The 24,038-nt window shown below is 65.8% G+C and carries 21 protein-coding genes and 1 tRNA gene; 17 read left to right on the top strand and 5 right to left on the bottom strand.

Translation table 11 applies throughout. The annotated features are described in order from the left end of the window. Positions 1-31: 31 nt before the first annotated feature. Together EYE40_RS04515 and EYE40_RS04510 are read right to left on the bottom strand one after the other, a co-directional pair. The gene (locus tag EYE40_RS04515) at positions 32-583 is read right to left on the bottom strand and encodes a hypothetical protein (protein WP_130980831.1); all 552 of its coding nucleotides are present in this window, start codon (positions 581-583) and stop codon (positions 32-34) included. Positions 584-811: 228 nt separating this feature from the next. Beyond that, positions 812-895 (bottom strand) — tRNA-Leu (locus EYE40_RS04510). A gap of 37 nt (positions 896-932) precedes the next feature. Here EYE40_RS04510 and EYE40_RS04505 point away from each other — a divergent pair. From EYE40_RS04505 to EYE40_RS04500, 3 genes are all read left to right on the top strand, one after another. Beyond that, positions 933-1,538 (top strand): ANTAR domain-containing response regulator, encoded by a 606-nt coding sequence (locus EYE40_RS04505; protein ID WP_130980830.1) that lies wholly within the window; start codon positions 933-935, stop codon positions 1,536-1,538. Between the two features lie 5 nt (positions 1,539-1,543). Next, complete coding sequence (locus tag EYE40_RS15430) at positions 1,544-1,954, top strand: hypothetical protein (protein ID WP_161972349.1); 411 nt, start codon at positions 1,544-1,546, stop codon at positions 1,952-1,954. 76 nt (positions 1,955-2,030) lie between these two features. Beyond that, positions 2,031-3,179 carry an HNH endonuclease signature motif containing protein gene (locus EYE40_RS04500; protein ID WP_161972348.1) on the top strand — a complete coding sequence of 383 codons (1,149 nt, stop codon included), beginning with the start codon at positions 2,031-2,033 and terminating at the stop codon, positions 3,177-3,179. Here the strand turns inward: EYE40_RS04500 and EYE40_RS04495 are convergent. Both EYE40_RS04495 and EYE40_RS04490 read right to left on the bottom strand, forming a co-directional pair. Continuing rightward, positions 3,166-3,882, bottom strand: coding sequence for a tyrosine-protein phosphatase (locus tag EYE40_RS04495; protein ID WP_130980828.1), 717 nt, complete (start codon positions 3,880-3,882; stop codon positions 3,166-3,168). The genes EYE40_RS04500 and EYE40_RS04495 overlap by 14 nt on opposite strands. Before the next feature lie 6 nt (positions 3,883-3,888). After that, a complete protein-coding gene (locus tag EYE40_RS04490; RefSeq protein ID WP_240034713.1) occupies positions 3,889-4,314 on the bottom strand; it encodes a PaaI family thioesterase in 426 nt (141 codons plus the stop codon). A gap of 73 nt (positions 4,315-4,387) precedes the next feature. Here EYE40_RS04490 and polA point away from each other — a divergent pair, with 73 nt between their 5' ends. The 10 genes from polA to rpsA all read left to right on the top strand — a co-directional run bounded on the left by polA (position 4,388) and on the right by rpsA (position 15,652). Beyond that, positions 4,388-7,051, top strand: coding sequence for a DNA polymerase I (gene polA, locus EYE40_RS04485; protein WP_130980826.1), 2,664 nt, complete (start codon positions 4,388-4,390; stop codon positions 7,049-7,051). Between the two features lie 121 nt (positions 7,052-7,172). Continuing rightward, on the top strand, positions 7,173-7,934 hold the full coding sequence (locus EYE40_RS04480) for a DeoR/GlpR family DNA-binding transcription regulator (RefSeq protein WP_130980825.1): 762 nt from the start codon (positions 7,173-7,175) through the stop codon (positions 7,932-7,934). Then, positions 7,931-8,884 (top strand): 1-phosphofructokinase, encoded by a 954-nt coding sequence (gene pfkB, locus EYE40_RS04475; RefSeq protein ID WP_130980824.1) that lies wholly within the window; start codon positions 7,931-7,933, stop codon positions 8,882-8,884. Before EYE40_RS04480 ends, pfkB begins: the two co-directional genes overlap by 4 nt. 51 nt (positions 8,885-8,935) lie before the next feature. Then, positions 8,936-10,153, top strand: a complete 1,218-nt coding sequence (locus tag EYE40_RS04470) for a PTS transporter subunit EIIC (protein ID WP_130980823.1) — start codon at positions 8,936-8,938, stop codon at positions 10,151-10,153. 41 nt (positions 10,154-10,194) lie between these two features. Continuing rightward, complete coding sequence (locus EYE40_RS04465; RefSeq protein WP_130980822.1) at positions 10,195-10,503, top strand: PTS sugar transporter subunit IIBC family protein; 309 nt, start codon at positions 10,195-10,197, stop codon at positions 10,501-10,503. A 5-nt stretch (positions 10,504-10,508) separates the two neighbouring features. Further along, positions 10,509-10,970, top strand: coding sequence for a PTS mannitol transporter subunit IIA (locus tag EYE40_RS04460; protein ID WP_130980821.1), 462 nt, complete (start codon positions 10,509-10,511; stop codon positions 10,968-10,970). 7 nt (positions 10,971-10,977) lie between these two features. Next, the gene (locus EYE40_RS04455; RefSeq protein WP_130980820.1) at positions 10,978-12,018 is read left to right on the top strand and encodes a zinc-dependent dehydrogenase; all 1,041 of its coding nucleotides are present in this window, start codon (positions 10,978-10,980) and stop codon (positions 12,016-12,018) included. A 23-nt stretch (positions 12,019-12,041) separates the two neighbouring features. Beyond that, complete coding sequence (locus EYE40_RS04450; protein WP_130980819.1) at positions 12,042-12,311, top strand: HPr family phosphocarrier protein; 270 nt, start codon at positions 12,042-12,044, stop codon at positions 12,309-12,311. Between the two features lie 85 nt (positions 12,312-12,396). Next, positions 12,397-14,073, top strand: coding sequence for a DUF885 domain-containing protein (locus EYE40_RS04445; protein ID WP_130980818.1), 1,677 nt, complete (start codon positions 12,397-12,399; stop codon positions 14,071-14,073). Positions 14,074-14,194: 121 nt separating this feature from the next. After that, a complete protein-coding gene (gene rpsA, locus EYE40_RS04440; protein ID WP_130980817.1) occupies positions 14,195-15,652 on the top strand; it encodes a 30S ribosomal protein S1 in 1,458 nt (485 codons plus the stop codon). 58 nt (positions 15,653-15,710) lie between these two features. Here rpsA and EYE40_RS04435 read toward each other — a convergent pair whose 3' ends face one another. Further along, the gene (locus tag EYE40_RS04435; RefSeq protein ID WP_130980816.1) at positions 15,711-16,325 is read right to left on the bottom strand and encodes a DUF4126 domain-containing protein; all 615 of its coding nucleotides are present in this window, start codon (positions 16,323-16,325) and stop codon (positions 15,711-15,713) included. Positions 16,326-16,376: 51 nt separating this feature from the next. On the opposite strand from EYE40_RS04435, the gene coaE reads away from it, so the two are divergent. Genes coaE through uvrC form a run of 4 tightly spaced genes read left to right on the top strand, consistent with a single transcriptional unit; the run spans position 16,377 to position 23,944 of the window. Then, complete coding sequence (coaE, locus tag EYE40_RS04430) at positions 16,377-17,018, top strand: dephospho-CoA kinase (RefSeq protein ID WP_130980815.1); 642 nt, start codon at positions 16,377-16,379, stop codon at positions 17,016-17,018. Then, positions 17,018-19,081 carry an excinuclease ABC subunit UvrB gene (gene uvrB / locus EYE40_RS04425; RefSeq protein WP_130980814.1) on the top strand — a complete coding sequence of 688 codons (2,064 nt, stop codon included), beginning with the start codon at positions 17,018-17,020 and terminating at the stop codon, positions 19,079-19,081. Before coaE ends, uvrB begins: the two co-directional genes overlap by 1 nt. Positions 19,082-19,138: 57 nt before the next feature. After that, entirely contained in the window at positions 19,139-22,042 is a 2,904-nt protein-coding gene (uvrA, locus tag EYE40_RS04420) for an excinuclease ABC subunit UvrA (protein ID WP_130980813.1), read from the top strand. A gap of 9 nt (positions 22,043-22,051) precedes the next feature. Then, positions 22,052-23,944, top strand: a complete 1,893-nt coding sequence (gene uvrC, locus EYE40_RS04415) for an excinuclease ABC subunit UvrC (protein WP_130980812.1) — start codon at positions 22,052-22,054, stop codon at positions 23,942-23,944. The last annotated feature ends 94 nt before the right edge of the window (positions 23,945-24,038 follow it).

Genomic DNA, 24,038 nt, shown 5'->3' with positions numbered 1-24,038 from the left:
CAGTTCGTGACAGAGCTAGCCGCAGATGGTCCTAGCCGGTGATGAAGTACGACGACGCCTTGTCACCCAGGTAGCCGAGGGTCGGGCCGAGCTTGACCGGACCGTAGGACGAGCCCGTCCAGTTGGCGTTCTCCGAAAGCTTTGTCTTGCAGGTTCCATACGACTTGAACGAGCCGATCTGGTCGTTCCAGCCGCCCACGATGTCGTCCTTGTAGGAGTAGGTCGAGCAGAGCGACGCGTATCCGGAGGTGATCACCCAGGTGGAGCCGGTGTAGTTGGCGGACCAGTAGAAGGTGGCGAGCACGTACGTCGCCGCCACTGCAGCCCGCGCGTTCGTGGTGGACTTCGCCGCCTTGTTGGTCTCGGCTCCCGACTTGAGCTCGGTGCCCGTCTGGTCCTCGATGGCGGCGTCGCGAGTCGCGTCATCCTCGAAGCACTGCTGCTCGCCGGTGTCGGCGTCTGACCAGCAGGACAGGGGAGCTGCGGACTCGGCCGCCTGGGCGGGAACCGCGAGCGAAACAGTGGCGACAAAGGCGAGAACGAGGGATGCGGCGATCCGCTTATAGGGGGTCGTGCTGGTCAATGGGTCCTCTTTCAGATGGGGGATGGGTCCCCACAGTCTCTCGTGAATCTAGGGCCCCGGAGAACACTCTGTCTATAGGTGCGCAGAACGGGTATTCACGCGTGTCATTTTTATGCGTCTGAATGGTTTGTTCTGAATGGATTCGCGCGGGGCGCAGCGGCGACGGGGAAGGAGCGCCGGGCATCCCGAAGCAGTCATCGACCGGGACTGGTCGAGAGCGAGGGGTCGTGGTGCCGGATGAGGGACTCGAACCCTCACGTCGTTAGACAAAGCATTTTGAGTGCTCCGCGTCTGCCATTCCGCCAATCCGGCGCATCACAACGTTTTGACAATACCGTAGGCTCGACGTGTGACTGATCAGGAAGCACCCTCAATAGCGCCTCGGCGTGTAGTCGTCGCTGAAGACGAATCGCTTATCCGCATGGACATCGTGGAGATCCTCCGCGATAACGGATTCGAGGTAGTCGGCGAAGCCGGTGACGGCGAGACGGCTGTCGCCCTCGCGACAGAACTGCGCCCCGACCTCGTCATCATGGACGTCAAGATGCCCCAGCTCGACGGCATCTCGGCGGCCGAACGTCTTACCAAGAACCACATTGCACCGGTCGTACTGCTGACCGCGTTCAGCCAGAAGGAACTCGTCGAGCGGGCATCCGAAGCGGGCGCCCTCGCGTACGTCGTGAAGCCGTTCACACCGAGCGACCTGCTTCCGGCGATCGAGATCGCCCTCAGCCGCTACACCCAGATCATCACGCTCGAGGCCGAGGTCGCCGACCTGGTCGAGCGCTTCGAGACGCGCAAGCTCGTCGATCGCGCTAAGGGCCTGCTCAACGAGAAGATGGGGCTCACCGAGCCCGAGGCGTTCCGCTGGATCCAGAAGGCGTCCATGGACCGCCGCCTGACCATGCACGACGTGGCGCAGGCCATCATCGAGCAGCTGTCGGCCAAGAAGTAGTCGTCATGGCGGAACTTCGCCTCGCTCTCGCGCACCCGCTCGACGCGGAGAATGCGCCACTCTTCGCTGCCGACCTCGTCGCTGAGGCGGCCCGACAGGGAATCACCATCGACTACTCCGTCGACAGCATCGGCTATTGGGACTCGGTGCTCGACAGCCTTCGAGCGTCCGGCGTGCAGGTCGAGCAGGTCGCCGAGGTCCTCTTCGGCATCGGCACCTACCTCGGCGAAGTCATCCTGCGCAGCAAGGGCGGCTCCTGGGTCTCATCGGCGGGTACGCCGCTCGCTGCCTCGGCGCCATTGCCGATCGTGGTCTCGCTGCCTTCGGGCTTCGTGGATGCCGCGTCCCAGCCGTTTGCCGCGCTCCGGGACGGCACGTCGCTCGCTGCCTTTTACGAGTCGGTCGTCGGCGCTTAGGTTCTTCTTCTCCTCCACAGGTCACCGTCACTGGCCTGCCTCTCGTGGTGTCGGCGGTGCTGTGTTCAGTGTCCGCATGGAGAACAGATTCGACGCACTCGTCGCCCTCGATCGGGAGATAGCGGGGCTGCACGCACGCCGCGCGGCGTTGATCGAGGCGGCACGCGTCGAGATACTCGAGCAGCCACGCCCGGGGTCCACGTGGGACCCGGTGGTGATCGCGCGCCGCGAGCTCAGTTCCGAGCTGGCCTGCGCGCTGCGCATCCCCGAGCGCTCGGCGGAGCGGCTCATCGCCGAGAGTCGGGCGCTCTGCACACAACTGCCGGCAACCCTCGAGGCGCTGGCCTCCGGACGCATCAGCTACCGGCATGCGCAGGTCGTGGTCGACCAGGCGTCCACCCTGCCGGCGTCAGCTCTTCCCGATTTCGAGGGCGACGTCCTTCCGCTGGCCGAGGTGCTCACCGCCGCGCAGTTCGAGCGGCGCGCCCGCGTGCGGCGGGAGCTGGTGCATCCCGAGTCGCGGCAGGTGCGCCACGAGAGGGCGGTCGGCGAGCGGTCGGTGACCATAGATCCCGGCAAGGACGGCATGTGCTGGCTCACCGCGCACCTGCCCGCCGTCGATGCCCTGGCCATCTACAACCGCATCACCGATGCCGCACGCGGCCTGCAGGGTGCCGCCGAGCCGCGCACACTCACCCAACTTCGTGCCGACGTTTTCTGTGAGCTGATGTTCGGTGGCAAAGGAATCGTGCCGAGGGTCTTCGTGACTGTGCCGGCGCTCACCCTTCTCGGTACGGACGGCGGGCCGGCCATGCTCGACGGGTTCGGCCCGATCGACGACGAGACGGCGCGCCGACTGTGCGCTCTCGCTCCCTCGTTCACGCGGCTGCTCACGCATCCCGAGACCGGTGCCGTGCTGTCCGTCGGGCGCGACCGCTACGCGGTTCCCGCCGACCTGCGCAAGTGGCTTCAGGTGCGGGATGGGACCTGCAGGTATCCCGGCTGCAGCCGCGCGGCTCCCGGCTGCGAAATCGACCACACCCTCGAGTGGGCGAACCGCGGACCCACCGACCACGACAACCTCGCCCACCTCTGCCCGATGCACCACGCCCTGCGGCACAACACCGCGTGGCGCGTGAAGCAGACAGGTGGCGGAGGGCTCGCCTGGACCTCACCGAGCGGAGCGGTCTATCGCACCAGCCCGGCGACGGTCATGAGACGGTGAGGCGGTCCTGCAGGGCGTCGAGCTCGGTGTCGTCGAGGCCGGCGGCCCGCAGGTAGGCGGTCACATCGAAATCGGCGAGCCACCGGTCGAACGCATCGCGTCGATCGGCGACCCACTCGTCGAGAGCCTCGGGGGTCTCGGCGAAGTGGCGGGCCAGGTGCGGGTGCTCGGCCAGGTGCGTGTTGGCCGCGCGGAATGCTGCCTCGTAGTCGTCGAGAATTGCTGCGCGTTCGACACCAGCGAGAATCAGGAGCAGTGCAGAAACGAGGCCGGTGCGGTCCTTCCCCCCTGAACAGTGCACGAGCACGACGCCGGGCGATCCTGCAATCGCACGGAATACAGCGGCGAACCTGGCCGGATAAAAGCGGAGGTTGTCGGCATAGGAGCGCGGGTGGTCGAGCCAGGGGCCGCACACCGCCATGAACTCGTCGTCGGCAGGGTCTTCGGTGGGAGTGCTGATCACGGTGAACGGATCCCGCGCCGACTCGGAAATCTCGGGGTGGTAGGGCCGCCGACCGACCTCGTCGGCGTTGCGCAGGTCGACGATCGTCCTGAGACCCGCAGCGGCCGCCTGCTGCCAGCCGAGCGTCGTCATCCACTCCGGCGCGCCCGAACGGAAAACCCGCCCCGGTGCCGACGCGCCGCCCGCGACCAGCGGAAGCCCGCCGAGGTCCCGCAGGTTCAGCGCGCCGTCCCAGTGCATCGGGACCTACTGGTCCCTCAGCATGTTCGTCATGCGGATGGTCGACAAGCGTCGCCCATCCTCATCGCGGACAACGATCTCGTGGGTGGCGAGCGTACGGCCGAGCACCAGCGCGGTGCAGGTCGCGGTGACGATTCCCGACGTGACCGACCGGCTGTGCGTGGCATTGATCTCGATGCCGACGGCGTAGCGTCCGGCACCGGCGTGAATCGCGGACGACACCGATCCGAGCGATTCGCCGAGCACCACATGGGCGCCACCGTGCAGCAGGCCGATGACCTGCGTGTTGCCCTCGACGGGCATCGAGGCGACCGAGTGTTCGGCCGACAGCTCGAGGAATTCGATGTTCATCTTGCGCGCCAGCTCGCCGCCGCCGCTCGTGACGAGGCGTTCGACGAGCTCGGGCGGCAGGTTCTCGGGAAAGGTCGTCATCGTATCCATTTCGAGGGGAGCCCGGAGAATTTCGGGAGGAACCGGTGTCGGCGCACGCGGCTAGGCTTGCACCGTGTCGGACTCAGAAAAGCCTACCCTTCTCGTCATCGACGGCCATTCGCTGGCCTTCAGGGCGTTCTACGCCCTGCCCGTCGACAGCTTCCAGAACCGGGAGGGCCAGCACACCAACGCCATCCACGGCTTCATCTCGATGATGCTCAACCTGCTCAAGGCAGAGAAGCCCACGCACCTCGCCGTGGCCTTCGACATCTCCCGCTACTCGTTCCGCACCCGCGAATACCCCGAGTACAAGGGCACCCGCGGCGAGACCCCGCCTGAGTTCGTCGGCCAGGTGCCGCTGCTCGAGGAGGCCCTCAAGGCGATGGGCATCACCACCATCTCCAAGGAGGACTACGAGGCCGACGACATCCTCGCCACTCTCGCCTTCCGCGGCTCCCGCGAAGGCTTCACGGTCTACGTTTGCTCGGGCGACCGCGACGCGATCCAGATGATCAACGATGACGTCACCCTGCTGTACCCGAACGCGCGCGGCGTCTCCGAGCTCAAGCGCTACGACCGCGACTCGGTCTTCGAGCGCTACGGCATCGAACCGCACCAGTATCCGGATGTTGCGGCTCTCGTCGGCGAGACGAGTGACAACCTCATCGGCATCGACAAGGTCGGCGAGAAGACCGCCGTGAAGTGGATCAACCAGTACGGCAGCCTGTCCGGCGTGCTCGAGCACGCGGACGAGATCAAGGGCGTGGTCGGCGAGAAACTGCGCGAGCAGAGTGATCGGGCCATCCGGAACCGCAAGCTCAACCACCTGCTCACCGACGTCGACCTGCCGTTCGGACCCGCCGACCTGCTGCGCCGCCCGATCGATGTGGCGGCCGTACGCGAGGTGTTCGACAAGCTGCAGTTCCGCACCCTGCTCGAGCGCGTGCTGAAGATCGCGCAGGAGGAGAGCGGCGACACCGAGACCGTCGAGGCGATCGCCGCGCCCGCCGGCCCGGTCGCGCCGCCGGTACGCACCATGGTCGACGAGGAGCTCGCCAAGTGGCTGGGCACCGTCTCCGCCAACGGCACTGCGCCGCTCGCCGTGCGTGTCGAGAGCCTGAACGGCAAGATCGAGGGCTTCGGCATCTCGAGTCTCACCGAGTCGGCCTACGTGCCGTGGGGCGCACACCGCCCCGACTATGCGGCGCTCGAGGCATGGCTGGAGAGCGACGCTCCCAAGTACCTGCACACCGCGAAGAACCAGCTGAAGCTCCTCGCGTCCGAGAACATAGCGCTCGGCGGCATCGCCTTCGACACGACCCTCGCCGCGTGGCTGCTCAAGCCCAGCAGCAAGGGCGACGACCTCGCGAGCCAGGTATACGACTTCCTCGGCGACACCCTTCCGCAGCCCGACCCCAACCAGCTGCTGCAGGAGGCCGAGGCCCTGAGCCCCGCTACCGAGGCGTGGTACATCCTGCGTGTGAGCGAGTATCTGGCCGAGAAGCTCGAGCCCGGCACGCGCAGCGTGCTCGACGACATCGAGATCCCGCTCGTCCCGGTTCTCGCGAACATGGAGCTCACCGGCACCTACATCAACCGCGACATCCTCGGCCGCCTATCAACCGAGCTGGGGGAGTCCTCCACCGACCTCGCCGCCCGCGCCTACGCCGAAATCGGCCGCGAAGTGAACCTCGGGTCACCCAAACAGCTGCAGCAGGTGCTGTTCGAAGAGCTGAACATGCCGAAGACCCGGGCCAACAAGACTGGCTATTCGACGGATGCCGCGGCTCTCGCCGACCTGCAGGAACAGGCTCCGCACCCCTTCCTCGACCTGCTGCTCAAGCACCGGGATGCCACGAAGCTCAAGCAGATCATCGACACCGTCGACAAGGCCGCCGACTCCTCGAGCCGTGTTCACACCACGTACGACCAGACCGGCAGCAGCACGGGTCGCATCTCGTCCAACGATCCGAATCTGCAGAACATCCCAATCCGCACGGAGGTAGGACGCGAGATCCGTACGGCCTTCGAGCCGAGCCCGGGCTTCGAGACCATGCTGACCGCCGACTACTCGCAGATCGAGATGCGCATCATGGCGCACCTCTCCGGCGACGAGGGCCTCATCGAGGCGTTCCACTCGGGGGAAGACCTGCACCGCTTCGTCGGCGCGCGCATCTTCCATGTGGACACCGCCGATGTCACGCCGCTGATGCGCACCAAGGTCAAGGCGATGTCCTACGGCCTGGCCTACGGCCTGAGCGCATTCGGCCTGTCCAAGCAGCTGCGCATCGACACCGCCGAGGCGAAGCAGCTGATGACCGACTACTTCGAGCGTTTTGGCGCGGTGCGCGAGTACTTGCGCAGCGTTGTCGTGCAGGCGAAGGAAGACGGCTACACGACGACCATCTTCGGCCGGCGCCGACCGTTCGGCGACTTGAACTCCTCGAACCGAGTGCTGCGCGAGAACGCCGAACGTCAGGCGCTGAACGCGCCCATCCAGGGTTCCGCAGCCGACATCCTGAAGCGCGCCATGCTCGGCGTCGCGGCGGACCTCGAACCCCTGAACTCGCGCATGTTGCTGCAGGTGCACGACGAGCTGGTGCTCGAGGTCGCGACCGGCGAACTCGATGCCGTGTCCGAGATCGTGCGAAAGAGGATGACGGGTGCCGCCGAGCTCGCGGTGCCGCTTGAGGTGCAGGTCGGCACCGGTCCCAATTGGGATGCTGCCGCCCACTAAATAGTCGTTTTCCGACACGCCGGGCTGAACGCCGCCTGTGAATTGACAAGCGGACACAAACGGACTTATATAAACCCAGAACAACATTCGGGTTGTTTGTTTGATCAGCAGGCTGAGGTCGATGTACGCACCGGAGCGTCACCAGCAGATACTGGACACTGCGCGCGCCCACGGCCGTGTTGAAGTCGCAGGACTCGCTCGCGACCTCGCCGTCACACCCGAAACGGTTCGCCGTGACCTGACCGCCCTCGAACGCCGAGGCGTCGTGCGTCGCGTGCACGGTGGAGCCATCCCGGTCGAGCGTTTCGGCATCGAGCCCGGCGTCGCCGATCGCGAAGCCAAGGCTGCCGGTCAGAAGGAGCGCATCGCGCGCGCCGCCCTCGACGAACTTCCCGACGGCGGATCGATCATCCTCGACGCCGGCACCACAACGGTGCGCCTCGCCGAGATGCTGCCGACCGACCGCGAGTTCACGGTCGTCACGCACTCCATTCCCGTCGCGAGCGTGCTCATCTCGCGCCCCAACATCACCCTTCACCTGCTCGGTGGTGTCGTTCGCGGACGCACCCTCGCCGCCGTCGGCGAGTGGACGCAGACCCAGATCGTCGACGTCTTCGCTGACATCGCCTTTATGGGCACCAACGGCCTGAGCGTCGAGCGCGGCCTGACTACTCCCGACCTCGCCGAGGCAAGCGTCAAGCGCGCCCTCATCAACGCCGCCCGCCGCACGGTCGTGCTCGCCGACCACACCAAGTTCGGCCGCGAGGACTTCGCGCGGGTCGCACCGCTGTCGGCCATCGACACGATCATCACCGACGCTGGTCTCGATTCCGAGTTCGCCGAAGACGTCGAGAACGCGGGCCCCAGGGTGGTGGTCGTGTGATCATCACTGTCACCCTCAACCCGAGCCTCGACCGCACGCTGCACGTCGAGCGTCTCGAGCGCGGCACAGTGCTGCGCACCACCGAACCCACTCTCGAGCCCGGCGGTAAGGGCGTCAACGTGACGCGCGCGCTCACGGCGAACGGCATCCCGAGCATTGCGGTACTGCCCGTGGGTGGGGGAGAGGGCGCCGAACTCAGCCGCCTGCTCGAGATCGCCGGCGTGCACTCGCACTTCGTGCCGGTCGCGGCGCGCACCCGCTCAAACATCACCGTCGCCGAGACCGACGGCACCATCACCAAACTCAACGAACCCGGATTCGCCCTTACCGACGACGATGTCGAGACCCTCACTCGCGTGCTGCGCACGATCGTCACGGCCGGCGACTGGGTCGTTCTGAGCGGAAGCGTGCCGCCCGGCTTCACCCCCAGCCAGCTGCGCTCCCTCATCGAGAGCCTCACGGCCAGCGAGGCAAGCCTCGCCATAGACACGAGCGGCGATGCGCTAGTTGCCTCGCTCGCCGCTCGTCCCCGCCTCATCAAGCCCAACCGCACCGAGCTCGCCGAGCTCGTCGGTCGCCCGCTGGACTCCATTGCGGAGGTCATCGCGGCTGCCGAGGAAGTGCGGGAGGGCGGGGTCGAGCTCGTACTCGTCAGCCTCGGCGCTGACGGCGCGGTGCTCGTGAGCCCCGGAGGCGTGCTCGTCGGCGAATCACGTGTCGACACACCCCGCAGCACCGTCGGCGCAGGAGACAGTTTCCTCGCCGGTTTCCTCGTCAGGTTCTCGCACAACGAGAATGATGTCGAGGGCGCACTCGTCGAAGCGCTCGCCTGGGGAGCGGCGGCCACATCCCTACCGGGAAGTGCCGTGCCCGGGCCAACCGAGATCGACCACACAAACGTCCAGCTGGTGTTGCGGCCAGACCTGGATCGGCCACTCGTGGCCAACTAACCATCCATCACATCCGAAAACCGTACATTCGTACAAAGGAGTACCCACCTCATGTCTGATTACACACCAGCGGCTACCGGAACAGGTATCCGCGCCCGCGTCCAGAGGGGCGGTGCATTCCTCGCCGGAATGATCATGCCGAACCTCGGAGCATTCATTGCCTGGGGCCTCATCACGGCACTCGTGATCCCGACCGGTTGGATCAACCAGATCGCCCTCGGCCCGGACCGGATCGCCGATGGCGAATCCGTACCGTTCGCCGCAGCGGTGCTGACCCTGGTCGACCCGATCATCAAGTACCTGCTGCCGATCCTCATCGGTTACACCGGTGGACGTCTCGTCCACGGCCAGCGCGGTGCTGTCGTCGGTGCCGTCGCGACGATGGGTGTCATCCTCTCGCCGTACGCGCTCAACCTCGACCTCGAGGGTGGCGCCATGGGCGTCGGCGTGTCGTTCCTCGGCGCGATGATCATCGGTCCGGTTACTGCACTCGTTCTCAAGTGGATCGACCGCGCACTCGAGGGTCGCCTCAAGTCCGGATTCGAGATGCTCGTCGACAACTTCACCGCCGGCATCATCGGCGCCGTGTTCGCCGTCGTCGGTATCTACGTTCTGGGCCCGATCGTCAACGCGATCACCAACGCCCTGGGTACCGCTGTCGGCTTCCTCGTAGAGACCGGCCTCCTGCCGCTCGCCTCGATCATCATCGAGCCCGCGAAGGTGCTGTTCCTCAACAACGCCCTCAACCACGGTGTGCTCACGCCCATCGGTGCGGACCAGGCTGCCGAGACCGGCAAGTCGATCATGTTCATGCTCGAGTCGAACCCCGGCCCCGGCCTCGGTATCCTGACTGCAATGCTTCTCTTCGGCCCGCGCGCAATCCGCCCGACGGTTCCCGCAGCGATCGTTGTGCAGTTCCTCGGTGGAATCCACGAGATCTACTTCCCCTACGTGCTCATGAAGCCGATCCTCCTCATCGCCGCCATCGCCGGTGGCGCGTCGGGTGTGCTCGTCTTCCTGCTCGCAGGCGTCGGCCTCGTTGCTCCCGCCTCACCGGGCAGCATCTTCGCGTACATCCTCGTGGCGAGCCCCGGTGATCTTCCGATGATTCTGGTCGGCATCCTGCTCTCCGCTGCTGTCGCATTCGCAGTCGGCGCGCTCCTGCTCGGCTTCGGCAAGAAGGAGACCGCGCTTGACCTCGACGAGGCCAAGGCGCAGAGTGCAAAGAACAAGAACAAGCCCGCAGCGGCAACCGCCGACGCGAGCTAAGACGCACCACCAATAAAGCACCACAACAAGGAGATAGACAGATGGCAACCATCGACGGATCGAGCGTAAAGAAGCTCATCGTTGCTTGTGACGCAGGAATGGGCAGCAGCGTTATGCTCGCCTCCCAGCTGAAGAAGCAGCTCGCCAAGAGCGGTGTGACGGTGGAACATTCCCCCGTTGCCAGCATCCCAAGCGACGCCGATGTCGTGGTCACCCAGGCTGGGCTCGCGGATCGTGCACGGGGTGTTGTACCCGGCGTCCCCGTCATCCCGTTCCAGCTCTTCCTGGGTGACCCCTCTGTCGCGGCGCTGGTCAAGGCCATCCAAAACGGCGACTCGATCGAGGTCTGATCACCATGAGCGACGAAACGATTCCCCTGACCGAGCTGCTGGCCGAGTCATCCATCAACCTGACGGCTTCGGCCACGGGCCGGGATGACGCTATCCGCCAGGCCGGCGCCGCGCTGCTCGCGACGGGGGCCATCGAGCCCGCGTACATCGACGCGATGCTCGAGCGCGAGAATTCCGTCTCCACCTTCGTCGGGGAGGGTGTCGCGATTCCTCACGGCACCCTCGCCGGCAAGGATGCGGTCAAGGGCGACGCCCTCGTACTGCTCCGCTTCCCGGATGGCGTGGACTGGGACGGCAACGACGTCTCCGTCGCCATTGGTATCGCCGCGAAGGGCAACGGCCACATCGCCCTGCTCTCGCAGCTGGCCACCATCCTTCTCGAACCGGAGAAGGCTGCCGCCCTCCGCTCGGCAACCACCAAGGAGCAGGTCTACGAGCTTCTGGCTGCTGAAGACGAGGAAGACTAAGGCCTGAGTGAAAGTCGCAAGATTCTACGCCCCGGGCGATATTCGCCTGGAGGAGTCGCCTGAACCCGAGGTGTCGTCCGGCGAGGTCAAGATCCGCGTACGCAACTGTTCGACGTGCGGCACCGACGTGAAGATCTCACGTTCGGGCCACCCGAACATGACGCCACCGCAGATCATGGGCCACGAGATCGCCGGCGAAATCACGGAGGTCGGCGACGGCGTTGACGGGTGGTCCGTGGGGGATCGTGTGCAGGTCATCGCAGCGATCCCCGACGGCACCTGCGTCGAGTGCCTTGCGGGGCATCCGGCGGTCTGCGAGAACCAGCTCTCCATGGGTTACCAGTTTCCCGGCGGGTTCGCCGAATACCTCGTAGTACCCAACGAGGTCATCCGCGTGAACGGTCTCAACCGCATTCCCGACTCGCTCGGGTTCGCGGAGGCGTCGCTCGCCGAGCCGCTCGCGTGCGTTCTCAACGGCCAGGAGCTCGCGCGGGTCGGCGAGGGCGACACGGTCGTCATCATCGGCTCGGGCCCGATCGGCTGCCTGCACGTGCGACTCGCGCGGGCGCGGGGCGCGAGCCGCGTCATCCTCATCGATACGAATGCGGAGCGCCTGGCTGCCGCGGCAGACATCGTGAAGCCGGATGTCTCGATCGCCTCGTCGGACATCGATCCGGTCGAGGCGGTACTCGCCGCGACCGGCGGCCGGGGCGCCGACGTCGTCATCACGGCGGCGGCGAGCGGTACGGCGCAGGAGCAGGGTCTTCGGATGCTGGCTCGCCGTGGCCGTCTGAGCCTTTTCGGCGGACTCGCCAAGGACGCGCCCAACATCACCGTCGACGCCAACCTCGTGCACTACCGCGAGTTGACCATCGTCGGGGTGAACGGGTCGAGCCCCGAGCACAACCGCCAGGCACTCGAGCTGATCGCCTCCGGGCGGGTTCCCGTCTCCGACCTGATCACCCACCGCCTGCCGCTCGACCAGGTTCTCGAAGCCCTCGAGATCGTGGCCCGCGGCGAGGCGATCAAAGTCACCATCGAACCGTAACCACCACACAACTAGGAGTTCCCATGCCAGAACGCACAGTCACCGTAGCCTCGAGCGTCGGCCTGCACGCACGTCCCGCCTCGCTCTTCGCGCAGGCCGCATCGAAGACCGGCGTCGCCGTCACGCTGACCTCGGCCAAGGGCAAGAGCGTCAACGCCGCCAGCATCCTCGGTGTGCTCTCCCTCGGCATCGGCCACGCCGAAGAGGTCACGCTCTCCGCCGACGGTGACGGTGCCGACGCGGCCCTCGACACCCTGAGCGAACTCCTCGCGACGGATCTCGACAAGGTGTAGGTTCTCTCGCGTCCCGCGGGGGTGGCTTTCGCTCCCTGCGGGGGTGGTCCTCGCCTCGCGTGGGGGTGTGTTCTAGGCTCGACGTATGACCAACGACGCCCAGCACACCCCCGCCGCGCGGGAAGCAACCCCCATCGATGCCATCGCCGAGGCGTGGGTCGATACGGAGCTCGACCTCTTCCCCGAGTATCGGGTCTACCTGGGTCGACCCGGGCGCGATGGCGAATACGCCGACTACTCGCCCGCGGGAGCCGAGCAGGCGCTCAGTGAGACCAAGAAGGTGCTCGCCGCTATCACCGCCGCGACACCCGTCGACTCGATCGACGAGGTCACCAAGCTCGACCTCGCCCGCGAGCTGCAGCTCGAGATCGACAAGCACGACGCGGGCTTCCAGGAGCGCGACCTCAACGTCATCGCCTCCCCACCGCAGGACCTCCGCCAGATCTTCGACCTCGTTCCGACCGAGACCGAGACGGACTGGGCGAACATCGCCAAGCGCATGCACAACCTGCCCGGCGCGATCGACGGCTACATCGAGACGCTGCGCGCCGGTGTCTCCCACGGAAACGTTCCCGCCGTGCGCCAGGTGCGCGAGGTGCTCGAGCAGGTGAAGAAGTATGCGTCCCGAGACGGCTTCTTCCACGAGTTCGCCGGATCCGCCGAGAACATCCCCGACTCACTCGCGAAAGAACTCGAGTCGGGCGCCAATGCTTCAGCCGCCGCCTATGCGGGCCTCGCCGAGTTCTTCAGCGACGAACTGCACGGGAAGGCCACCGAGAAGGACGCGGTCGGCCGCGAGATCTACTCGCTCGCCTCGCGCTACTTCCTGGGCGCGACCGTCGACCTCGACGAGACCTATGAGTGGGGCATCGAGGAACTCGCCCGCATGACTTCCGAGCAGGAGTCGATTGCGAACGAGATCAAGGCGGGTGCTTCGGTCGAGGAGGCGATTGCATTCCTCGATGGTGATGCATCGCGCAAGCTCCATGGCACGGATGCCCTCCAGAAGTGGATGCAGGAGACGAGTGACCGTGCTGTGGAGGAGTTGTCGCGCACGCATTTTGATATCCCGGACGAAGTGAAGCGCCTGGAGTGCATGATCGCTCCCACCCAGGAGGGCGGCATCTACTACACCGGCCCGACCGACGATTTCTCCCGTGCCGGCCGCATGTGGTGGAGCGTGCCCGAGGGCGTCACCGAGTTCGACACCTGGCGCGAGCTCACCACCGTGTACCACGAGGGCGTTCCCGGCCATCACCTGCAGATCGGGCAGGCCACCTACAACAAGGCGCAGCTGAACACCTGGCGTCGCAATGCCGGCACAAGCGGCCACGCCGAGGGCTGGGCGCTGTACGCGGAGCGCCTTATGGAGCAGCTCGGCTACCTCGACGACCCGGCCGACCGCCTGGGAATGCTCGACGGACAGCGCATGCGCGCGGCCCGCGTTGTGCTCGACATCGGGGTGCACCTCGAGAAGCAGCTTCCCGACGGCTCCGGTCCGTGGACGGGGGAGTACGCCTTCGGCTTCATGGGCAGGAACGTGAACATGAGCCCAGAGTTCGTTCGCTTCGAGGTCAACCGCTACCTCGGCTGGCCGGGCCAGGCACCGTCGTACAAGATCGGGCAGCGCATCTGGGAGCAGCTTCGGGATGACGCAGCCGCCCGTGCGGGCGCCGACTTCGACATCAAGGACTTCCACAAGCGCGCGCTCGACATCGGGGGAGTCGGTCTCGACACCCTGAGGACCGCGCTCGCCAACTGACAACAGCCCCTGCTAAGCTGGAACGTCGCATTCGTGACGTCCTATCCGCCTGCCATCGGCGAAACATCCAAGCAGCATCTCGCAGATGGCCCAAGTATGTCCATATCGGAGTAACAACTACATGACACTCGTAACGCCCGCTAAGGCGCCCAAGCAGGTCGCAATCAATGACATCGGATCTGCTGAAGACTTTCTCGCCGCGGTCGAAAAGACGCTGAAGTTTTTCAACGACGGAGACCTCATCGAGGGCACCGTCGTCAAGATCGATCGTGACGAGGTCCTCCTCGACGTCGGTTACAAGACCGAGGGTGTAATCCCCTCCCGCGAACTCTCCATCAAGCACGACGTGGACCCCACCGAGGTCGTCCAGGTCGGCGACACGGTCGAGGCTCTTGTTCTCCAGAAGGAGGACAAGGAAGGTCGCCTCATCCTGTCCAAGAAGCGCGCACAGTACGAGCGTGCATGGGGCGACGTCGAGAAGATCAAGGATGACGACGGAATCGTCACCGGTTCGGTCATCGAGGTCGTCAAGGGTGGACTCATCGTCGACATCGGCCTCCGTGGATTCCTCCCGGCCTCGCTCATCGAGCTGCGCCGCGTTCGCGACCTCACGCCGTACCTCGGCCAGGAGATCGAAGCGAAGATCCTCGAGCTCGACAAGAACCGCAACAACGTTGTGCTGTCGCGCCGCGCCCTCCTCGAGCAGACGCAGAGCGAGTCCCGCACCACGTTCCTCGCCAACCTCGCCAAGGGCCAGGTCCGCAAGGGTGTCGTGTCGTCGATCGTCAACTTCGGTGCGTTCGTCGACCTCGGCGGCGTCGACGGTCTCGTTCACGTTTCCGAGCTTTCCTGGAAGCACATCGAGCACGCCTCAGAGGTTGTCGAGGTTGGCCAGGAGGTCACCGTCGAGATCCTCGAGGTCGACCTCGAGCGCGAGCGCGTGTCGCTGTCCCTCAAGGCAACGCAGGAAGACCCGTGGCAGGTATTCGCCCGCACGCACGCAATCGGCCAGGTTGCACCCGGAAAGGTCACGAAGCTCGTTCCCTTCGGCGCGTTCGTTCGCGTCGCTGAGGGCATCGAGGGCCTCGTGCACATCTCCGAGCTGTCGGGCAAGCACGTCGAGCTCGCCGAGCAGGTTGTCTCGGTCGGCGACGAGGTGTTCGTCAAGGTCATCGACATCGACCTCGAGCGTCGCCGCATCTCGCTGAGCCTCAAGCAGGCCAACGAGGGCGTGGACCCCGAGGGCACCGAGTTCGACCCGGCACTCTACGGAATGCTCACCGAGTACGACGACCAGGGCAACTACAAGTACCCCGAGGGCTTCGACTCCGACACCAACGAGTGGCGCGAGGGCTTCGAGACCCAGCGCGAGAAGTGGGAGCAGGACTACGCTGCCGCCCAGGCTCGTTGGGAATCGCACAAGAAGCAGGTCGCTGCAGCAGCACTCGAGGTCGACGCACCGTCGACCGGCGTGCCCGCCGGCGCTTCGACGTTCTCGAGCGAGTCGGCTTCCGCCGGAACGCTTGCCGACGACGAGTCGCTCGCCGCGCTTCGCGAGAAGCTGAGCAACAACTCCTAATCCGAGTAAACAGAACGGCCGGTCCCTTCGGGGGCCGGCCGTTCTGTCGTTAGAACGCCTAGGGCTGCGGGATGGGCGGCGCTGTCGCCGCCGTGCGCCGCCGGCTGGCCGCCTTGCGGAAGATCGCCACGAAGAACCAGACGATTCCTACGAGGGCGAGGATGACGAACACCGGCAGCAGGATCGCGAGCACGGTGAGCGCCACGCTGCCGAAGTCCTCGACCACGCTGATCACGGGCGCCGCAACGCCGAGCGTCAGGGCGTTCGCGACGGGACGGGCGGCCATCTTGGTGAGGTGCACGGCGAGCGATATCCCGACACCGAGAAGCACGGGCACCCAGTTGTGGTCGGTGAAGAACTGGGCGGGGTCGCTGATCGCGCTCGTCTCGGTCGCCGCCCCGGTGCCGAACACGATGCCGCCGGCCGCGGGACGGATGACGGTCTGGATCCAGTCGTTGATGGAATCGACGACGGGAATCTTGTCGGCGATGAGCTCGATCACGAGCAGCACGCCAAGCCCGAGCAGCACCCACTCGTTGCTCAGCCATGACCAGCCGGCCGGCAGGGTGACGAAATCGAGGAACCGGCCCGCGAGCCCCAGGGCGATCAACGGGATGTAGGCGTTGAGCCCGGCCGCGGCGGACAACCCCAGGCCACTCAGAATCTCCAGCATCGAACCTCCAGCATCACAGTCCTGTCGTCACGCCGAGGCTAGCATTAGCCCATGTACCTGATCGGTCTCACGGGCGGCATCGCCTCGGGCAAGTCCGTCGTCGCGAGGCACCTCGTCGAGCTGGGGGCCGTGCACGTCGATGCCGACCAGTTGGCACGCGAGGTCGTCGAACCGGGAACGCCCGGCCTCGCCGCGATCGCGAGCGCGTTCGGCGACGGGGTGCTCGCCGAAGATGGCAGCCTCAACCGCCCCGCCCTCGGCGCCATCGTGTTCTCCGACCCGGAGAAGAGACTCGCGCTCAACGCGATCACCCACCCCGCCATCTGGAGCCGCGCGCGCGAATTGTTCGCCGAAGCGGAGGAGGCGCATCCCGACGCCGTCATCGTCTACGACGTGCCGCTACTCGTCGAGTCCGCCGGATCGCGCCCCATGCGATTCGACCTCGTGGTCGTCGTCAACGCGTCGAAGGCGACACGCCTGCAGCGCATGGTCGAACTGCGCGGGATGTCCCGGGAAGAAGCCACGCACCGCCTCAACTCGCAGGCGACGGACACCGAGCGGCTCGCGATCGCCGACGTCGTGATCGACAGCAACGGCACCCTCGACGAGACACTCGCGCAGGTCGATCAGCTGTGGGCGAAGGTGTCTGCGCGTGCCAGCGCCATGTCGGACGCTGTGCCTAAGCTGGAGTAATGGAACCCACCCGCTCCGTCCGGCCCTTCGAGGTCATCAGCGACTACACGCCGAGCGGCGACCAGCCCCAGGCGATCAAAGAACTGGCACAGCGGGTCAACGCGGGCGAGACCGATGTGGTGCTGCTCGGAGCGACCGGTACCGGCAAGTCGGCGACCACCGCCTGGCTCATCGAGCAGGTCCAGCGCCCGACGCTCGTGCTCGCGCACAACAAGACGCTCGCAGCCCAGCTGGCCAACGAGTTCCGCTCGCTGCTGCCCAACAACGCCGTCGAATACTTCGTCTCGTACTACGACTACTACCAGCCTGAGGCGTACGTGCCGCAGACCGACACCTTCATCGAGAAGGACAGCTCGGTCAACGCCGAGGTCGAACGGCTGCGGCACTCCACGACGAACTCGCTGCTGAGCCGTCGTGATGTGGTGGTGGTCTCCACCGTGTCGTGCATCTACGGCCTCGGCTCCTCCGAGTCGTACCTCGAAGCGATGATCGCGCTGCAGGTCGGCATGCGCATCGATCGCGAGGCACTCATCCGCCGCTTCGTCTCCATGCAGTACCAGCGCAACGACATCGACTTCTCCCGCGGCAATTTCCGGGTGCGGGGCGACACGATCGAGATCATTCCGATGTACGAAGAGCTCGCGATCCGCATCGAGATGTTCGGTGACGAGATCGAGGCGATCTACTCGTTGCACCCCCTCACCGGCGATGTCGTCAAGAAGATGGATTCCGTGTCCGTCTTCCCGGGCTCCCACTACACGGCCGGCACCGAGACGATCCACAAGGCCATCGTCACCATCAAAGAAGAGCTCGCGCTGCGCCTCGGCGAGCTCGAGCGCCAGGGCAAGCTGCTCGAGGCCCAGCGCCTGCGCATGCGAACCACCTTCGACATCGAGATGATGGAGCAGATCGGTTTCTGCAACGGCATCGAGAACTATTCGCGGCACATCGACGGCCGTCTCCCCGGCGAGGCGCCGCACTGCCTCATCGACTACTTCCCCGACGACTTCCTCGTCGTCATCGACGAATCTCACGTCACCGTGCCGCAGATCGGTGCAATGTACGAGGGAGATGCATCGCGCAAGCGCACCCTGGTCGAGCACGGGTTCCGGCTGCCGAGCGCGCTCGACAACCGCCCGCTCAAGTGGCCCGAGTTCCTCGATCGCGTCGGACAGCGGGTCTACCTGTCCGCGACACCCGGCAAGTACGAGATGGGCATCACCGACTCGGTCGTCGAACAGATCATCCGCCCGACCGGCCTGATCGACCCCGAGATCGTCGTCAAGCCCTCCAAGGGCCAGATCGACGACCTGCTCGAGCAGATCCGCATCCGCGTGGAGAAGAACGAGCGTGTGCTCGTCACGACCCTCACCAAGAAGATGTCCGAAGAGCTCACCGAGTTCCTCACCGAGTCGGGCGTGCGCGTGCGCTACCTGCACTCCGACGTCGACACCCTGCGCCGGGTCGAACTGCTGACTGAGCTGCGCCAGGGCGTCTACGACGTGCTCGTTGGCATCAATCTGCTCCGTGAGGGCCTGGATCTTCCCGAGGTCTCGCTCGTCGCCATTCTGGATGCCGACAAGGAGGGCTTCCTGCGGAGCTCGACCTCGCTCATCCAGACCATCGGTCGTGCAGCGCGAAACGTGTCCGGCGAGGTGCACATGTACGCCGACGTGCTCACCGACTCGATGAAGCGCGCTATCGACGAGACCAACCGCCGTCGCGAGAAGCAGGTGGCCTACAACCTCGAACGCGGTGTCGATCCGCAGCCCCTGCGCAAGAAGATCGCCGACATCACCGAGGGTCTCGCCCGCGAGGGCGCCGACACCGCCGCGCTCCTCGCGAGCCGTGGCGGCAAGAAGCGCTCGCCCACACCGAACCTGCGCCGCGAGGGTCGTGCGGCGACCGGCGCGAACGAACTCGAGACGATCATTGCCGATCTCAACGACCAGATGCTCTCCGCCGCGGGGGAGCTCAAGTTCGAGCTCGCCGGCCGGTTGCGCGACGAGGTCTCCGAGTTGAAGAAGGAGCTGCGGCAGATGGAAGCGGCTGGGCACATTTGACCTTATTTGCGGCCTGAAGGGGCGTGCCGCCCTGCGAGCGGCTTGCGTGTCAGCGCCATGTCGTACCCCGCCCGTACAATTGATGGAGTGTCGATTTCATCTGTAGAGAGCTCTTCGAAGCTCAGCGTCCGCGGTGCCCGAGTCCATAACCTCAAGAACGTCGATCTTGAGATCCCGCGCGATTCCCTCGTCGTTTTCACCGGTCTTTCCGGGTCCGGCAAGTCGAGCCTCGCGTTCGACACGATCTTCGCGGAGGGCCAGCGCCGCTACGTCGAGTCGCTGAGCGCCTATGCGCGCCAGTTCCTCGGGCAGGTGGACCGCCCCGATGTCGACTTCATCGAGGGCCTGAGCCCCGCCGTGTCGATCGACCAGAAGTCGACCAACCGCAACCCGCGCTCGACCGTCGGAACGATCACCGAGATCTACGACTACATGCGCCTGCTCTGGGCGCGCATCGGCATCCCGCACTGTGCCATCTGCGGCGAGATCATCCAGCGCCAGACGGTACAGCAGATCGCCGACCAGCTCATGGAACTCGAGGCCGGCACCCGGTACCAGATCCTCAGCCCGATGATCTCGCAGAAGAAGGGCGAGTTCGTCGACCTCTTCAAGGAACTCGCGGCGACCGGGTACTCCCGCGCCATGGTCGACGGCGAGATGATCCAGCTCAGCGAACCGCCGACACTCAAGAAGCAGATCAAGCACGACATCTCGGTCGTCATCGACCGTCTCGTCGCATCCGACGACCTGCTCACCCGCCTCACCGACTCGCTCGAGACCGCCCTGCGTCTCACCAGCGGCCTGGTGTCGATCAACTTCGTCGACCTGGAGGGTGACGAGGCGTGGCGCACCTTCTCCGAGAAGCTGTCCTGCCCGAACAACCACCCCGTGCAGCTCACCGAGATCGAGCCGCGCACCTTCTCCTTCAACGCGCCCTTCGGTGCCTGCCCCGAGTGCTCCGGCCTCGGCACGCGCATGTCGGTCGACACCGACCTCGTCATCGGCGACCCCGACCTGAGCCTCGCGGAAGGGGTCATCCTGCCCTGGGCGAACGCGGGCAAGGGCATCTCGAACTACTTCGAGCGACTGCTCGAGGGTCTCGCCCGTGATCTGGACTTCTCGCTCAAGACGCCGTGGGGCAAGCTGCCCGAGGCGGCGCAGGAGGCGATCCTGCGCGGCAACAACTTCGAGGTCACCGTTCGCTGGAAGAACCGCTTCGGACGCGAGATGAAGTACTCCACCGGCTTCGAGGGCGTGCTGCCCTACATTGAGCGCAAATTCCTCGAGGCGGAGAGCGACGCGAGCCGCCAGCGCTACGCGTCCTACCTGCGCGAGATCCCGTGCCCCGTCTGCGACGGCAAGCGCCTCAAGCCCGAGGTACTCGCCGTGACGGTGAACGGGATGAGCATCTCGGACGCCTGCGAGCTCAGCCTCGCCGACTCGCACACGTTCATGGCCGAGCTCACGCTCACCGATCGCGAGGCGCACATCGCCGCGGCCGTGCTGCGCGAGATCCGCCTGCGTCTCGAGTTCCTCATCGAAGTCGGGCTGACCTACCTCAACCTCGCCCGCGCGGCGGCGACGCTCTCCGGCGGTGAGGCACAGCGCATCCGCCTCGCCACCCAGATCGGCTCGGGCCTCACGGGCGTGCTCTACGTGCTCGACGAGCCCAGCATCGGCCTGCACCAGCGCGACAACCGCCGCCTCATCGAGACGCTCGTGAAGCTCAAGAACCTCGGCAACACCCTCATCGTCGTCGAGCACGACGAGGACACCATCCGCACCGCGGACTGGGTGGTCGACATCGGACCGGGCGCGGGGGAGCACGGCGGAACCGTGGTGCACTCCGGCTCCTACGAAGACCTGCTGACGAATACCGATTCCTACACCGGTGACTACCTGGCCGGCCGCCGATCGATCGAGACCCCGAAGAAGCGCCGCAAGGTCGACAAGAAGCGTCAGATCACCGTGGAGGGCGCGAAGGCGAACAACCTGCGCGACGTCACGGTCAGCTTCCCGCTCGGCACGCTGACCGCGGTCACGGGCGTGAGCGGTTCGGGCAAGTCGAGCCTGGTCAACGACATCCTCTACAAGGTGCTTGCCAACGAGTTGAATGGTGCACGCCAGATTCCCGGCAAGCACAAGCGCGTCACCGGGCTCGAGAACCTCGACAAGGTCGTGCACGTCGACCAGAACCCGATCGGCCGCACCCCGCGCTCCAACCCGGCCACCTACACGGGTGTGTTCGACAAGATCCGCACGCTGTTCTCGGAGACCGCAGACTCGAAGGCGCGCGGTTACCTGCAGGGGCGCTTCAGCTTCAACGTCAAGGGCGGCCGCTGCGAGAACTGCTCGGGCGACGGCACCATCAAGATCGAGATGAACTTCCTGCCCGACGTCTACGTCGCGTGCGAGGTGTGCCACGGCGCGCGCTACAACCGCGACACCCTGGCCGTGCGCTACAAGGGCAAGAACATCGCTGAAGTGCTGGATATGCCCATCAGCGAGGCTGCCGACTTCTTCGAGGCGATCAGCTCGATCCACCGCTTCCTCAAGACGCTCGAAGACGTCGGGCTCGGCTACGTGCGTCTCGGCCAGAGCGCCACGACGCTCTCGGGCGGCGAGGCGCAGCGCGTCAAGCTCGCCACCGAGCTGCAGAAGCGCTCCAACGGTCGCAGCATCTACGTGCTCGATGAGCCCACGACCGGCCTGCACTTCGAAGACGTGCGCAAGCTGCTGCTCGTGCTCAACGGTCTCGTCGACAAGGGCAACACCGTCATCGTGATCGAGCACAACCTCGACGTCATCAAGAGCGCCGACTGGCTCATCGATCTCGGCCCCGAGGGTGGCGCCGGCGGTGGCGAGGTGCTCGCAATCGGTACACCCGAGCAGCTCGCGAAGGTGGAGAACAGCCACACGGGGATCTTTCTGCGGGAGACCCTCGAGGGAATCCGCGCGTAGCGTCGAACCATGGCAGAGACAGTCAGCTGGCGCCCGAAGGCGGGTGAGATCCCGACCTCACCCGGGGTCTACCGTTTTCGTGACGACAAGGGGCGCGTGCTCTACGTCGGCAAGGCGAAGAACCTCCGTTCGCGGCTGAGCAACTACTTCCAGCCGCTGCGCAGCCTGCACGAGCGTACTCGGCGCATGGTCCTCAGCGGCGCCTCCGTCGAGTGGACGGTCGTCGCGACCGAGTTCGAGGCCCTGCAGCTCGAGTTCACCTGGATCAAAGAGTTCAACCCGCCGTTCAACGTGCAGTTCCGGGATGACAAGTCCTACCCGTACCTCGCGATCACACTGGGCGATCCGGTGCCGAAGGTCATGGTGACCCGCAACCGGAACATCAAGGGAGCGCGCTACTTCGGGCCGTACACGAAGGTCTGGGCAATCCGCGAGACGGTGGACCTGATGCTCAAGGCCTTCCCGATGCGCTCCTGCACGGAGGCCACCTACAAGCGTGCCGAGCAGACCGGTCGCCCCTGCCTCCTCGGCGACATCGGCAAGTGCGCGGCACCCTGCGTGGGTCGCGTGACGAAGGAGCAGCACAAGTCGATCGCCCTCGACTTCGCGTCCTTCATGGGCGGCAACGATTCGCGCTACACGGGCGAACTGGCGAAGAGGATGACGTCTGCTTCCGCCGAGATGGATTACGAATCAGCCGCGCGCTACCGCGACCAGCTCGCCGCGCTCGAGACGGCGCTGTCCAAGAGCAGCGTGGTGCTCTCCGACGGTGTGGACGCCGACTTCTTCGGAATCGCCCACGACGAACTCGCCGCGGCGGTGCAGCAGTTCATCGTGCGCGGAGGCCGCATCCGGGGCGTTCGCAGCTGGGTCGTCGACAAGGAGCTCGACGTCGAACTGCCCGAGCTCGTTGAGACCGTGGTGCAGAACGCGTACGACGACTCCGAACCGCCGCGCGAGATCTTCGTGCCGGTGCTGCCGGAGGATTCCCGCGAACTCGAGCTGTGGCTCGGGGGAGTGCGCACGGCCCCCGGCAAGGTCGCGCTGCGGGTCGCCCAACGCGGCGACAAGGCGGCCCTCGCCCTGACCGTCGAGACCAATGCCCGCAACTCGCTGATCCTCTACAAGACCCGCCGCAGCGGCGACTTCGTTGCCCGCTCTCAGGCGCTGGCGGACATCCAGGAGGCGCTCGGCATGGACGACGCGCCGCTGCGGATGGAGTGCTACGACGTCTCCCACCTCAGCGGCACCAACATCGTCGCCTCAATGGTGGTCTTCGAAGACGGCCTGCCCCGCAAAGACCAGTACCGCCGCTTCAGCATCGAGGACTCGACCGATGACACCGAGTCGATCTACCAGACGTTGATGCGCCGGCTCGCGTACCTGAAGGACGACCCGGAGCCCGGCACAGGGAATCCCGGCACAGAAGAGCCCGAGGGCAAGAAGCGCTTCGCCTACCGGCCGAACCTGCTCATCGTCGACGGCGGGCAGCCCCAGGTTGCGGCCGCGCAGCGTGCACTCGACGATTCGGGAGTCACGGGCATCCAGCTCGCAGGAATCGCGAAGCGCCTCGAGGAGATCTGGCTGCCGGATTCGGATTACCCGGTCATCCTGCCCCGCAACAGCGACGCGCTGTTCCTGTTCCAGCGCATCCGCGACGAGGCGCACCGCTTCGCGATCACCTACCAGCGCACCAAGCGGCGCCGCGACATCGGGTCGTTCCTGGCCGAGATCCCTGGCCTCGGCCCGTCGCGAGTCGCCGAGCTGCTCAAGCACTTCGGGTCGGTCGCACGCCTCAAGGCAGCGGACGCGGACGCCATCACCGAGGTCAGCGGAATCGGCCCGACGCTCGCCCGTACCATCGTTGCGGCACTGCAGAACCCGTCACCCACAGATTCCTAGGGGCGTTCCGGGATCGCCCGCGGCGCGTATCCTTGGGAAGTGCGAAGCGGACCCGACCCGACGCCAGGCAGGCGACACCCGAGATCTGAGAGAT

It is taken from the genome of Glaciihabitans arcticus, from assembly GCF_004310685.1.
GTDB classification, from domain to species: Bacteria; Actinomycetota; Actinomycetes; order Actinomycetales; family Microbacteriaceae; genus Conyzicola; species Conyzicola arctica.
This window is presented reverse-complemented; position numbering and strand designations above follow the sequence as displayed.

What these genes read in the sequence shown, in the direction of transcription:
- EYE40_RS04435 (WP_130980816.1), bottom strand. Translation starts at nt 16,325, where the DNA reads ATGCTGGAGATTCTGAGTGGCCTGGGGTTGTCCGCCGCGGCCGGGCTC.
- EYE40_RS04465 (WP_130980822.1), top strand. Translation starts at nt 10,195, where the DNA reads ATGGCAACCATCGACGGATCGAGCGTAAAGAAGCTCATCGTTGCTTGT.
- coaE (WP_130980815.1), top strand. Translation starts at nt 16,377, where the DNA reads ATGTACCTGATCGGTCTCACGGGCGGCATCGCCTCGGGCAAGTCCGTC.
- EYE40_RS15430 (WP_161972349.1), top strand. Translation starts at nt 1,544, where the DNA reads ATGGCGGAACTTCGCCTCGCTCTCGCGCACCCGCTCGACGCGGAGAAT.
- EYE40_RS04470 (WP_130980823.1), top strand. Translation starts at nt 8,936, where the DNA reads ATGTCTGATTACACACCAGCGGCTACCGGAACAGGTATCCGCGCCCGC.
- uvrA (WP_130980813.1), top strand. Translation starts at nt 19,139, where the DNA reads ATGTCGTACCCCGCCCGTACAATTGATGGAGTGTCGATTTCATCTGTA.
- EYE40_RS04480 (WP_130980825.1), top strand. Translation starts at nt 7,173, where the DNA reads ATGTACGCACCGGAGCGTCACCAGCAGATACTGGACACTGCGCGCGCC.
- EYE40_RS04500 (WP_161972348.1), top strand. Translation starts at nt 2,031, where the DNA reads ATGGAGAACAGATTCGACGCACTCGTCGCCCTCGATCGGGAGATAGCG.
- EYE40_RS04460 (WP_130980821.1), top strand. Translation starts at nt 10,509, where the DNA reads ATGAGCGACGAAACGATTCCCCTGACCGAGCTGCTGGCCGAGTCATCC.
- EYE40_RS04495 (WP_130980828.1), bottom strand. Translation starts at nt 3,882, where the DNA reads ATGCACTGGGACGGCGCGCTGAACCTGCGGGACCTCGGCGGGCTTCCG.
- EYE40_RS04445 (WP_130980818.1), top strand. Translation starts at nt 12,397, where the DNA reads ATGACCAACGACGCCCAGCACACCCCCGCCGCGCGGGAAGCAACCCCC.
- uvrB (WP_130980814.1), top strand. Translation starts at nt 17,018, where the DNA reads ATGGAACCCACCCGCTCCGTCCGGCCCTTCGAGGTCATCAGCGACTAC.
- EYE40_RS04490 (WP_240034713.1), bottom strand. Translation starts at nt 4,314, where the DNA reads ATGACGACCTTTCCCGAGAACCTGCCGCCCGAGCTCGTCGAACGCCTC.
- uvrC (WP_130980812.1), top strand. Translation starts at nt 22,052, where the DNA reads ATGGCAGAGACAGTCAGCTGGCGCCCGAAGGCGGGTGAGATCCCGACC.
- EYE40_RS04450 (WP_130980819.1), top strand. Translation starts at nt 12,042, where the DNA reads ATGCCAGAACGCACAGTCACCGTAGCCTCGAGCGTCGGCCTGCACGCA.
- rpsA (WP_130980817.1), top strand. Translation starts at nt 14,195, where the DNA reads ATGACACTCGTAACGCCCGCTAAGGCGCCCAAGCAGGTCGCAATCAAT.